General features: G+C 71.9%; 10 protein-coding genes and 1 pseudogene. 1 reads left to right on the top strand and 10 read right to left on the bottom strand.

Translation table 11 applies throughout. From position 1 onward, the window contains the following. The first annotated feature begins 84 nt into the window (after positions 1 to 84). Positions 85 to 1,737, top strand: a complete 1,653-nt coding sequence (locus tag MKK82_RS18665) for an AMP-binding protein (protein ID WP_238286584.1) — start codon at positions 85 to 87, stop codon at positions 1,735 to 1,737. A gap of 259 nt (positions 1,738 to 1,996) precedes the next feature. Here the strand turns inward: MKK82_RS18665 and MKK82_RS18660 are convergent, their stop codons facing one another. From MKK82_RS18660 to MKK82_RS18615, 10 genes and pseudogenes are all read right to left on the bottom strand, one after another. Continuing rightward, positions 1,997 to 2,320 (bottom strand): DUF6285 domain-containing protein, encoded by a 324-nt coding sequence (locus MKK82_RS18660; RefSeq protein ID WP_238286374.1) that lies wholly within the window; start codon positions 2,318 to 2,320, stop codon positions 1,997 to 1,999. A 2-nt stretch (positions 2,321 to 2,322) separates the two neighbouring features. Next, positions 2,323 to 3,318, bottom strand: a complete 996-nt coding sequence (locus MKK82_RS18655; RefSeq protein WP_238286373.1) for a phosphotransferase family protein — start codon at positions 3,316 to 3,318, stop codon at positions 2,323 to 2,325. 18 nt (positions 3,319 to 3,336) lie between these two features. Next, positions 3,337 to 4,104 carry an SDR family NAD(P)-dependent oxidoreductase gene (locus tag MKK82_RS18650; RefSeq protein WP_238286372.1) on the bottom strand — a complete coding sequence of 256 codons (768 nt, stop codon included), beginning with the start codon at positions 4,102 to 4,104 and terminating at the stop codon, positions 3,337 to 3,339. 1 nt (position 4,105) lies between these two features. Continuing rightward, positions 4,106 to 5,283: pseudogene (locus MKK82_RS18645) on the bottom strand (acetyl-CoA C-acyltransferase family protein). 158 nt (positions 5,284 to 5,441) lie between these two features. Continuing rightward, positions 5,442 to 6,647, bottom strand: coding sequence for an acyl-CoA dehydrogenase family protein (locus MKK82_RS18640; protein ID WP_238286370.1), 1,206 nt, complete (start codon positions 6,645 to 6,647; stop codon positions 5,442 to 5,444). A gap of 39 nt (positions 6,648 to 6,686) precedes the next feature. After that, the gene (mutL, locus tag MKK82_RS18635; protein WP_243986444.1) at positions 6,687 to 8,660 is read right to left on the bottom strand and encodes a DNA mismatch repair endonuclease MutL; all 1,974 of its coding nucleotides are present in this window, start codon (positions 8,658 to 8,660) and stop codon (positions 6,687 to 6,689) included. A gap of 93 nt (positions 8,661 to 8,753) precedes the next feature. Continuing rightward, positions 8,754 to 9,110 (bottom strand): hypothetical protein, encoded by a 357-nt coding sequence (locus tag MKK82_RS18630; protein WP_238286368.1) that lies wholly within the window; start codon positions 9,108 to 9,110, stop codon positions 8,754 to 8,756. Positions 9,111 to 9,201: 91 nt separating this feature from the next. After that, positions 9,202 to 10,188, bottom strand: coding sequence for a branched-chain amino acid ABC transporter permease (locus MKK82_RS18625; protein WP_238286367.1), 987 nt, complete (start codon positions 10,186 to 10,188; stop codon positions 9,202 to 9,204). A 23-nt stretch (positions 10,189 to 10,211) separates the two neighbouring features. Next, positions 10,212 to 11,099 carry a branched-chain amino acid ABC transporter permease gene (locus tag MKK82_RS18620; RefSeq protein WP_043380394.1) on the bottom strand — a complete coding sequence of 296 codons (888 nt, stop codon included), beginning with the start codon at positions 11,097 to 11,099 and terminating at the stop codon, positions 10,212 to 10,214. A gap of 28 nt (positions 11,100 to 11,127) precedes the next feature. Beyond that, a complete protein-coding gene (locus MKK82_RS18615; protein ID WP_238286366.1) occupies positions 11,128 to 12,345 on the bottom strand; it encodes an ABC transporter substrate-binding protein in 1,218 nt (405 codons plus the stop codon). Positions 12,346 to 12,354 lie beyond the last annotated feature (9 nt).

Here is a 12,354-nt window from a genome sequence, read left to right as displayed (position 1 = left end):
GCGGCGATTGACAGCCGTGGCAGCCGCGAAAACTCTTCCCGCGGAGCGAACGCCACGCCCGCCGCCCGCGCAGAAGGCCGCATGATGACGGAGACCCCTCAGAGCCCCGCGCGCCCAGAGGGCGCCGGTCGGCACCGGTTCGAGTCCGGGCTCGATCGGACGCCCGCCAATTACGTGCCGCTGACCCCGGCGAGCCTCCTGGCGCGCGCGGCCGCCGCCGTTCCCGGCCGGGTCGCGGTGATCGACGGCGACCGGCGCCTCACCTACGCGGACCTCTACGTCCGGTGCCGCCGCCTCGCCTCGGCCCTGGCGGCCCGCGGCGTCGGGACCCTCGACACCGTCGCGATCCTCGCCCCGAACGTGACCGAGATGATCGAGGCGCACTTCGCGGTGCCGATGCTCGGCGCCGTGCTCAACCCGCTCAACACCCGCCTCGACCCGGCGACAATCGCCTTCTCCCTGGCGCATGGCGACGCCCGGGTGCTGATCGTCGAGGCCGAGTGCGCGCCGCTGGCGGCGCGGGCGCTCGCGGACCTCGCGCAGCCCGTCCTGGTGGTGGCGATCGGCGAGACGGGCCTCGACGGCGCGATCCCCTACGAGGCGCTCCTCGAAGCGGGGGACCCGGACCATGCCTGGGCCGGCCCGGCGGACGAGTGGCAGTCCCTCTGCCTGCTCTACACCTCCGGCACGACCGGCGACCCGAAGGGCGCGGTCTACAGCCACCGCGGCGCCTACCTCCAGGCGCTCGGCAACGCCGTCACCTTCGGGCTGACCGCCGAGAGCGTGTATCTCTGGACCCTGCCGATGTTCCACTGCAGCGGCTGGTCCTACCCGTGGGCGAGCGTGGCCGCCTGCGCCACCCAGGTCTGCCTGCGCAAGGTCGAGCCGTCGGCGATCTTCCGTCTGATCGCCCGGCACGGCGTGACGCATCTCTGCGGCGCGCCGATCGTGCTGTCGATGCTCGCCCACGCCCCGGCCTCCGACCGCACGGCCTTCCCGCAGCGGGTGCGCTGCGCCGTCGGCGGCGCGGCGCCGTCCTCCACGATCATCCGCACCATGGAGGAACTGGGCTTCCAGGTGACGCATCTCTACGGCGCCACCGAGAGCTACGGCCCGGCCACGGTCTGCCTCGCGCAGCCGGACTGGGCCGAACTGTCCGACGCGGACCGCTACGCCCGGATGGCCCGCCAGGGCGTACCGCTCGCCACCCTCGAGGCGGTGGCGGTCGTCGATCCGGCGGGCGGCGAGCCGGTGCCGCGGGACGGTGCGGCGGTCGGCGAGATCGTCCTGCGCGGCAACACCGTGATGAAGGGCTACCTCGGCAATCCCGACGCCACGGAGCGGGCGCTCGACGGCGGCTGGTATCGGACCGGCGACCTCGCCGTCTGGCACCCGGACGGTTCCGTGGAGATCAAGGACCGGGCGAAGGACATCATCATCTCGGGCGGCGAGAACATCTCCAGCCTGGAGGTCGAGGAGGTGCTGATGCGCCACCCCGCGGTGATGCTGGCGGCCGTCGTGGCGCGTCCGGACGCGACCTGGGGTGAGAGCCCCTGCGCGTTCCTGGAGATGAAGCCCGGGGCCATGATCCCCAGCGATCAAGAGGTGATCGCCTTCTGCCGGGACAGGCTGGCGCGGTTCAAGGTGCCGAAGACCGTGGTGTTCGGGGCGCTTCCGAAAACCTCGACCGGCAAGATCCAGAAATTCGTCCTGCGCGACCAAGCGCGGGCACTGTGATCGCGCGATGCCGACGGGAGGCCCCACAGGACCTCGCGAGCGGAGCGGGTCGGTTCTCGGTCCGGCGCCACGATCCCGGACTGGCGCCGTGCCGGGGCGCCGCAGGTCGCCCAAGACGTCGCCGACATCGGTGCGAAGGCGGGCCCGGAAACGGCGACGGGGCCGGACGGTCCCGCCCTCCCCGATCGCGGCCCGCGCCTGACCGCGCGCGACCTCGAAGCCCCATCCGGTCCGTCGACGCGAATCCGCCCAGGGCGGCTCACGCGCCCGGGGCGGCCGGCTTCCAGATCTGCGCGGCAACCTCCGCCGCCGCAGTCAGGGCGGCGTGCAGCTCCGGATCGGCGTCGCGTTCGCCTGCGCGGATCGCCTCGATGAGCGTCTCGACGGGTTCTCCGGCCACGACGCGTCCGGCCGTCGCCCGCCAGAATTCGGCCTGGGTGATGTCCCGGGCCGCGATGCCCAGAGCGTTGGCCACCATCAGGGCGACGTAGCGCGGGCGGCCGGTGAGGCCGGGCACGACCTCCTCGGTGAGGGCGCGGCGGGCCGCGTCGAGGAGGGCGGCGCCGGAGGGTTCGTCCTGCATGCTCAGCTCCATGCGGCGGGGGCGGTCGCCCGCAGGATCGCCCGTTCCAGGTCGGGCACCATCCGGCCGGTCAGCGCCAGTTCGAGGGAGAACTCGCGTCCGGAGACGTGGCGCGCGCCCTGCTCCAGCGCGATCACCGCCCAGCGCACATGGGCCATCACCTCCCAGTAGGCCACGCGCGCCGGATCGACCGTCCGCCCGCTCTCGGACGTATAGCCCCGGTAGAAGGCCGCGCGGGAACCGACGCCGCCCGCCTCACGCTCGGGCCGGCCGAAGCGCCAGCAGGCGGCGCAGAACCAGCCGAGGTCCTGATCCGGGTCACCCCAGCCGGCGAACTCCCAGTCCAGCACGGCCGTGAGGCCGGATCCGTCGACCATGTAGTTGCCCGTCCGGAAATCCCGGTGCACGAGGGTCGGCGCCGGGCAGGCCGGGGCGCGGACCTCCCCCCAACGCAGCCCCCACTCGATCGCCGGGCGCCGGACACCGATACCGTCGAGGCTCGCGCGCAGACGCGCGATCTCGGCTCGCGCAGGATCCGGTTCGGGCGCGCCCAGGAAGGCGAGCCCGGCCGGCAGCGCCCGCGGGTCGAGCGCGGCGTGGATCTTCGCCAGCTCGCGGCCCAGGGTCTCGGCGAGCTGCTCCCGGTCGCCGCCGAGGCTCGGATCCTTGGCGATCCGCGGGCCCAGCCCCACGCCCTCGACCAGCCCCATGACCGCGAACGGGGCGCCGATCACCTCCGGATCCTCGCAGAAGGCGACGGGTTCGGGCACCCGGACCCCGGCGTTCCAGACCGCCTCCAGGATCCGGAACTCCTCGGCACGGGTCCGGCTCGACGCGATGGTGGCGGCCGCGTCCATGCGCAGCACGAAGGCGCGCACGTCGTCGCCGACCCGGCAGCTGACAAGGCGATTCTCCTGAATGGAGCCGCCGCCGAGGGGACGCGTATCCGCGATGGCGAGGTCCGGGCAGCCGAGCGTCTCGGCCAGCCAGATGCGCAACCGATCCTGATCCATCCGCTACAGGCCCGACACGAGGTGGCCGCCATCGACCGCCACGACGCTGCCGGTCATGTACGCGCCGGCATCGGAGGCGAGCAGGAGGAGCGGCCCGTCGAGTTCGGCCGCCTCCCCCAGACGCCGCTGCGGCACCCGCTTGATCAGGGCCTTGCCGGGCTCCGATTCGAAGAACGCGTCGTTCAGCTCGGTCTTGATGTAGCCGGGCGCCAGGGCGTTCACCCGGATGCCGTAGCGCGCCCATTCGAGGGCGAGGCTCTTGGTCAGCTGGACGACCCCGGCCTTCGAGGCCGCGTAGGGCGCCAGTCCGCCGGTGACCCGCAGGCCCAGGATCGACGCGATGTTGACGATGCTGCCGCCCGCGCCGTGGCGGACCATGCGCCGGCCGGCCGCCTGAGCCACCAGCCAGACGCCCTTCAGGTTCGTATCGAGGACCCCGTCCCAGTCGGCCTCGTCGAGGTCGAGGGCGGGCTTCGTCGCGGTGATCCCGGCATTGTTGACGACGACACGGACTGGACCGAAGCGGGCCTCGGCGGCGTCGAGGGCCCGCTCGATGCTGGCCGCGTCGGTGACGTCCATGACGACGGCCTGCGCTTGCCCGCCCTCCCCGGCGACCCCGGCGACGGTCTCGGCGAGGGCGTCCGCCCGGCGCGCGCAGAGGGACAGGTGCGCCCCCGCGCGCGCCAGCGTCCCGGCGAAGTGGCGGCCGAGGCCGCTGGAGGCGCCGGTCACCAGGACGTGCCGGCCGGCGAGATCGAAGAGGTCGGCCATCTCAGCGCAGCCGCTCGACGGCCATGGCGATACCCTGTCCGCCACCGATGCACATGGTCACCAGCCCGTAGCGTCCGCCCGTCCGGGCCAGCTCGTAGAGCGCCTTCACGGTGATGATCGCCCCCGTCGCGCCGATCGGATGGCCGAGCGCGATGGCGCCGCCGTTCGGATTGACCTTCGCGGGGTCGAGGTCGAGTTCGCGGGAGACGGCGCAGGCCTGGGACGCGAAGGCCTCGTTCGATTCGATCACGTCGAAATCGCGGCCCGCAGGCCCGTCCGCTCCAGCAATCGGCGCACGGCCGGGACCGGACCCATGCCCATCTCGGACGGGTCCACGCCGGCATGGGCGTAGCCGACGATGCGGGCCAGGGGCGTGCGGCCGTCCCGCTCCGCCCGGTCGGCGCTGGACAGGACGAGGGCGGCGGCGCCGTCGTTGAGGCCCGAGGCGTTGCCGGCCGTCACGCTGCCGGTCTTCGAGAAGGCCGGGCGCAGCTTCGCCAACTCCTCGGCGCTCGCGGCCTTGGGGTGCTCGTCGGTGTCGAACGCCACCGTCTCGCGCTTGCGCTGCACGGCGACCGGCAGGATCTGGTCGCGGAACCGTCCTTCGCGGATCGCCCGCGCGGCCCGGGCCTGGCTCTCGGCCGCGAAGGCGTCCTGCTGGTCGCGGGAGACGGCGTAGCGCTCCGCCACGTTCTCGGCGGTGACGCCCATATGGCCGTTGCCGAACGGGTCGTTCAGCGCGCCCAGCATGTAGTCCACCAGCACGGCATCGCCCATGCGCTGGCCGGTGCGCCCGACCTTCAGCAGATGCGGCGCGCGGCTCATGCTCTCGGCTCCCCCGGCGACTGCCGTCTCGGCATCCCCGAGGAGGATCGATTGCGCGGCCGAGACGATCGCCTGCAAGCCGCTGCCGCAGAGGCGGTTGACCGTCATGGCAGGCACCTCCTTGGGGATGCCGCCCTCCATGGCGGCGACGCGCGCGAGGTAGGCGTCCCGCGGTTCGGTGGGAATCACGCTGCCGAAGACCACGTGGCCGATCGCTTCGGGCGCGGTCGCGGCGCGCCTGAGCGCCTCCGCGACGCACTGCGCCGCCAACGCCGCCGGCGGGATCGATGCGAGCGACCCCCCGAACGTGCCGATCGCGGTCCGTACCGCCCCTGTGATCACGACATCGGTCATCGTCATAAACTCCACGCTTCGGTGCGCCTGTCAGATCCTGTCGCGGGACGCGGACATCGGATCCCGGCCCCGCGTGCGGCGGTGCCGGACCGCGGGCGCGGGCAGATCAGGATGCGGGTACGGGGTCGGATACCGGCGCGTCGTCGCCGGCCCGGCGGTCACGCCCCGACGGTCCACGTCCAGAAGGCATCGCCCTCCGCCTCCAGGTTGCGGTTCAGCACCATCTTGTGGACCTCGTCGGCGCCGTCCACCAGCCGGGCCTGCCGGGCGTAGCGGTAGATCCATTCCAGCGGCGTGTCGGTCGAGTAGCCTCGGGCGCCGTTGATCTGGATCGCCACGTCGGCCGCCGCGTGGAGGAGGTTGGCCACGTGCACCTTGGCCATCGAGACCTCCTTGCGGGCGAAGCTGCCCTGATCGAGCGCCCAGGCGGCCTTCATCACCAGCAGGCGGCCGACCTCGATCCGCATCGCGAGGTCGCCCAGCATGAGCTGGATGCTCTCGCGGTCGGCCAGCCGTATGCCGAAGCCGTGGCGCTCGGCCGCGTAGGCCCGGGCGATCTCGACGCAGCGCTTCGACAGGCCGAGCCAGCGCATGCAGTGCGTCAGCCGCGCCGGCCCGAGGCGGATCTGCGTGAGCTTCAGCCCGTCGCCCTCGTTCATCAGGACGTTTTCGGCGGGGATCTCCAGACCATCGAACAGCAGCTCGCAATGGCCGCCATGCTCCTCCGGCCCCATGATCGGGATGCGGCGCAGGATCTCCCAGCCGGGCTGGTCCTTGTGGAACAGGAAGGCGGTCAGACCTTTCCGCGCGTCGTCGGAGGTGCGCGCCATCAGGATGAAGTGGGCGGCCTCCTCGGCGCCGGTGATGTACCACTTGCGGCCGGTGACCACGTAGGTGTCGCCCCGCCGCTCGGCCCGCGTCTGGATCATGCCGGGATCGGAGCCGCCGCCGGGATGCGGCTCGGTCATGGCGAAGGCGGAGCGCACCCGGCCGTCCACGATCGGCGCGAGCCAGCGCTCCTTCTGGGCGGGGGTCGCCACCTTCTCGAGCACCATCATGTTGCCGTCGTCTGGCGCCGCGGAGTTGAACACGACCGGCCCGAAGATCGAGCGGTTCATCGCCTCGTAGCAGACCGCCATGCCGACCTTGTCGAGGCCGGCCCCGCCGGTCTCAGGCCTGAGCTGGAGGCACCAGAGACCCTGCTCCTGCGCGAGGCCGCGCAGTCGGGCCAGTTCGCCCAAGCCGATGTTCCCGTGCCCGTCATAGGCGGACGGGTCCGCCTCCAGGGGCAGGATGTGCGTGTCGACGAAGGCCGCGATCCGGGCGCGGTACGCCTCGACGCGGGGCGAGATGGTGAAATCCATGGGTCGGGGCCTCCGGCGGGTGCCTGTGCGCGGTGAAACCTATCGGCGGCCGAACAGCCGCTCGATGTCGGAGAGCTTCAATTCGATGGAGGTCGGCCGGCCGTGGTTGCACTGGCCGGAATTCGGCGTCGCCTCCATCTCACGGAGGAGCGCGTTCATCTCCTCGGGCCGCAGACGCCGGCCGGCGCGGATCGAGCCGTGGCAGCTCATCCGCGACAGGACCGCGTCGAGGCGCCGGCCCAGCGGGCCGCCCACCGTCGCGGCGGCGCCACCCTCCTCGTCGCCGCCGGCCTCCAGGGCGTCGAGGATGTCGGTCACGAGGTCGCGCACCGAGGCGCCGATCAGCGCGGCCGGCACCTCCCGCACCAGCACGGCGCCGGGGCCGAACGCCTCGATGGACAGGCCCAGCCGGTCGAGGTCCGGCGCGGCGGCGACCAGGCGGTCGGCCTCCTCAGGGCTCATCTCCACGACGTCGGGGATGAGCAAGCCCTGCCGGGCGATCCCGCCCGCCGCCCGCTCGGCCTTCATGCGCTCGTAGACGAGGCGCTCGTGCGCGGCGTGCTGGTCGACGATAACGAGGCCGTCGCGGGTCTGCGCCAGGATGTAGGTCTCGTGGATCTGCGCCCGCGCCGCGCCGAGGGGATGGTCCACCGCCGCGTCCGCGGCGGGGACCGGACGGCTGTCCGCCTGCGGCGGGGCCAGTGGCTCATGCGCGGCCGCCGGTCCCGCGAAGGGGGCCTGGGCCGCCTCGCCGAAGCCGGGCGCGGCGTCGCGGTCGAATGCCCACGCGGTCGCGGCCCCGGACGGCGCGGGCCGCCACGCCCCCGGCTGCCGGTAGCCGGCGGGGGCCGCCACCGAGGGCGTGTTTGCCGCGACGGGGTCCGGGCGCGTCGGCCGGAACAGGCTCGGCATCGCCGCGCCCGTATGGGTCGCCAGGGCCGGAGCCGCGGGGCGCAGGGCGTCGAGGGTCCGGGCCGCGCCGGTCGTCGCCGAGCGGGCGCCGCCGCGGCGCAGGGCGTCGTGAATCGCGCTCACCACGAGGGCCCGCACCAGCCCCGGTTCGCGGAAGCGCACTTCGGTCTTGGCGGGGTGCACGTTGACGTCGACGAGATCCGGATCGCACGCGATCGCGAGCCCCAGCACCGGATGGCGGTCGGAGGCGAGGGTGTCGGCGTAGGCGCCGCGCACCGCGCCGAGCAGCAGCCGGTCCCGGACCGGCCGGCCGTTGACCACGAGGTGGATGTAGCCGGCCGCGCCGCGGTGATAGGTCGGCAGGCCGACATGGCCGGTCACCGCGAAGCCCTCCCGCGCGAGGCTGACCGGCAGCGCGTTCGGCGCGAAGTCCGGCCCCAGCACCGCGGTGAGGCGGCGCAGATCCGCGTCCGCCCCGGCCTCGGCCGGCAGCACGAGGGGCTGGCCGGCATCGGCCCGCAGCGTGAAGCGCACGTTCGGCTGCGCCACGGCGAGGCGGCGCAGGGTCTCGGCGATGGCGGCGTTCTCGGCCCGGTCGGATTTCAGGAACTTCAGGCGGGCCGGCGTCGCGGCGAACAATTCGGTCACCTCGATGCGCGTCCCCCGCTGCGCCGGGGCGGGACGGACGGCGCCCTTCAGCCCCGCGTCGACGGTGAGGCTCGCGCCGGCCTCGGCGTCGTGGGTCCGGGTGACGAGGGTGAGCCGCGACACGGCGCCGATCGACGGGAGCGCCTCGCCGCGGAAGCCGAGCGTCCGGATCGCCGCGAGGTCGCCGCCCGGCAGCTTCGAGGTGGCGTGGCGCTCGACCGCGAGGTCGAGGTCCTCCGGCGCCATCCCGCGGCCGTCGTCGACCACCCGGATCAGGCGGCGGCCGCCGGCCTCGACCGTGACCTCGACGGACCGGGCGCCGGCATCGACGGCGTTCTCCACCAGCTCCTTCACCGCCGAGGCCGGCCGCTCCACGACCTCGCCGGCCGCGATGCGGTCGACGAGGACGGGGTCGAGGCGCCGGACGTGCAGGGCTGTCGGGGGGGTGGACATCGGCCGCGACGATAGCCGCTGCGGCGCGGCGTTCCAATCGCGCCGGGTGACAGGGACGGGGCTGCGGCGCTCAGGCGCGCCGGGCTGCGGCGCTCAGGCGCGCCGGGCGGAGCCGCCGAGGGAGATACGGCTGCCGCCGCCGCTGCGCGTCCCGTGGCTCGGGGCCGCGTAGGGACGGCGCGACAGGTCGTAGAGGACGTTGCCGACGAGGCCGGCCGCCCGCCGGAGGGTCGCGCCCTCGCAGGTCGCGGCCACGCGGATCCCGATCTCGTGGGTGTGGCTGCGGCCGTAGAGCCACACGGCCAGTCGCGCCCGGGTCGCCTCGGGGATGCCGTCGAGCAGGTAGCGGGCACCCTCGGCATCGGACTTGATCAGCCGCCCCACGGTCTCGGGCGGGACCGGGCAGTCATGGGCGGGGTCGTCGATACTGAGCGCGAGGGCCTTCGTCATGGCGGCACCTGACCGTTCTGGAACTCCAGGTTGAACGCTCTTGGTTAACGAAGGATGACCGCGGGGTCCGGCCCGAGACGGAGTCTTAAGCTCAGAGGGGCTTGCGGATCACCCGGGCGATCAGGCCGACGACGCCCTCGCGGAACAGCAGCACGCAGAGGACGAAGACGCAGCCCTGGATGATCGTCACCCAGGCGCCGAACTGCGCGAGGTACGTCTCCATGGTGACGATGACCAGCGCGCCGACGATCGGCCCGAACACCGTGCCCATGCCGCCGACGAGGGTCATCAGCACCACCTCGCCCGACATCGACCAGTGGACGTCGGTCAGCGAGGCGAGCTGGAAGACGATCGCCTTGGTGGAACCCGCGAGCCCCGCCAGCGTCGCCGAGAGCACGAACACCGCGAGCTTGTACTGGCTCGCCCGGTAGCCGAGGGAGATCGCCCTGGGTTCGTTGTCGCGGATCGCCTTCAGCACCTGCCCGAAGGGCGAGTGGATGATGCGGTAGATCAGCAGCATGCCGGCCATGAAGATCACGCAGACGACCGCGTACATCGCCCGGTCGTCCGCGAGGCTGATCACCCCGAACAGGCTGCCGCGCGGCACGGCCTGGATGCCGTCCTCGCCGCCGGTGAACTTCGCCTGCAGGGAGAAGAAGAACGCCATCTGGGCGAGCGCCAGGGTGATCATCGAGAAATAGATGCCCTGGCGCCGGATCGCCAGCGAACCGAAGATCAGCCCCAGCAGCGCGGCGGTCGCGGTGCCGGCGAGGATCGCGAGTTCCGGCGTGAAGCCGAGCTGTTTGGCCGTGTAGGCGCAGAGGTAGCTCGCCATGCCGAAATAGGCGGCGTGGCCGAAGGAGAGCAGGCCGCCGTAGCCGAGCAGCAGGTTGAAGGCGAGCGCGAACAGCGCGAAGCACAGCACCTTCATCAGGTAGACGGGGTAGAGGACGAGCGGCGCCACGATCAGCAGCACGGCGATGCCGACGAAGATCAGGCGGTGGAGGGCCTTGTCGTCCCGGGCCGCCGGCAGCGCGGCGGCGATCGGGGCGGCGTCGATGGCAGCTGTGTCGGCCATGGGATTCGTCCCTTCGATCGCGATCAGGCCGTGCGCCCGAACAGGCCGGCGGGTTTGACGAGCAGCACCAGCACCATGATCACGAAGATCACGGTGGCCGAGGCCTCGGGATAGAACACCTTGGTGAGCCCCTCGACCAGACCGAGCGCGAAGCCCGTGATCACCGATCCGATGATCGAGCCCATGCCGCCGATGACCACCACGGCGAAGACCACGATGATGATGTCGGCGCCCATGTTGGGGTTCACCGAGTAGATCGGTGCGGCCAGAACCCCGGCGAAGCCCGCCAGCGCGACGCCGAACCCGTAGGTCAAGGTCAGGAACAGCGGCACGTTCACGCCGAAGGCCTGGACCAGGGTCGGGTTCTCGGTGGCGGCCCGCAGATAGGCGCCGAGCTTGGTCTTCTCGATGACGAGCCAGGTGGCGATGCAGACGGTGAGGGAGGCGACCACCACCCAGGCCCGGTAGTTCGGCAGGAACATGAACGGCAGCCGCTGGCCGCCGGACAGCTCGGCCGGGATCGCGTAGGGCAGGCCTGAGACGCCGTACTGGTTGCGGAACAGGCCCTGGATGATCAGCGCCAGCCCGAAGGTCAGGAGCAGCCCGTAGAGGTGGTCGAGCTTGTAGAGCCGGGCGATCAGCACGCGCTCCAGCACGATGCCGAAGGCGCCGACCACGAGGGGCGCGAGCCCCAGCGCCCACCAGTAGCCGAGGCCCACGTAGGTGAGCAGCATCCAGGCCACGAACGCGCCCATCATGTAGAGCGCGCCGTGGGCGAAGTTGATGATGTTCAGGAGCCCGAAGATGATCGCCAGCCCGAGCGACAAGATCGCGTAGAACGAGCCGTTGATCAGGCCGAGCAGCAACTGCCCGAACAGGGCCTGCGTCGGCACACCGAAGATCGTGGTCATGGCCGTTCTCCGCGCCCCGATCTTACCGTCAGCCCTTCACGAGGGGGCAATTGCCCTCGTTCAGCGGCCGGAACACCTGATCGCCCGGGATGGTCTCGAGCTTGTTGTAGAGGTCCCACTCGCCCTTCGACTCGGCGGGCTTCTTGACCTCGAACAGGTACATGTCGTGGATCTTGCGGCCGTCGGCGCGGATCACGCCCTTGCCGAACAGCGGGTCGTCGGTCGGCATCGCCTTCATCTTGGCGACCGTCGCCGCGCCATCGGACGTCGACTTCAACTCGGCCACCGCCTTCAGGTAGTGGAGCACGTCCGAGTAGACGCCCGCATGGTTGGCGGTGGGCTTCGAGCCGCCCTTCATCTGCTTGGCGAACCGGTCCGAGAAGGCGCGGGTCTGGTCGTTCAGGTCCCAGTAGAACGGCTCGGTGAGCACGAGGCCCTGGGCGACCTTGGTGCCTAGCGAGTGCACGTCCGAGGAGAAGACCAGGAGGCCGGCGAGCGCCTGCCCGCCCTCGGTGATGCCGAACTCGCCCGCCTGCTTGATCGAGTTGATCGTGTCGGTTCCGGCATTGGCGAGCCCGATCACCTTGGCGCCCGACCCCTGCGCCTGCAGCAGGAAGGACGAGAAATCCGAGGTCGGGAACGGGGTCTTCACCGAGCCCACGACCTTGCCGCCGTTCTTGGTGATGACCGCGCTGGTGTCGCGCTGGAGGGTCTGTCCGAAGACGTAGTCGGCGGTGAGGAAGAACCACGTGTTGCCGCCGCGCTTGACCATGGCGCCGCCGGTGCCGTTGGCCAGCGCCACCGTGTCGTAGACCCAGTGGATCGTGTTCGGCGTGCATTGCGGGCCGGTGAGGTCGGCGGTGCCGGCGCCGGTGTCGATGAAGACCTTGTTCTTCTCCTTGGTGACCTGGCTGATGGCGAGCGCCACCGAGGAGGTCACCCCGTCGGTGATCATGTCGACGGCGTCGCGGTCGTACCATTGCCGGGCGATGGCCGCGCCCACATCCGGCTTGTTCTGGTGGTCGGCCGAGACGATCTCGACCTTCAGCCCGTGGTCGGCGGCCTTGAAATCCTCGACCGCGAGCTTCGCGGCGACGACCGAGCCCTCGCCGCTGATGTCCGAATAGGCGCCGGAGCGGTCGCCGAGGATGCCGATCTTGACGGTGGTCTGCGCGCTCGCGGTGCCCATCATCAGGGCGCCTGCAAGAGCCGCGAGGGTCACGGGCCGGGCGATACGTCCGAACATGTTCAATTC

The sequence above is a fragment of the Methylobacterium sp. E-046 genome (assembly GCF_022829625.1).
Taxonomy (GTDB): Bacteria; Pseudomonadota; Alphaproteobacteria; order Rhizobiales; family Beijerinckiaceae; genus Methylobacterium; species Methylobacterium longum.
Note: the sequence above shows the minus strand (reverse complement) of the source record. Positions and strands in the feature narration are given on the sequence as shown.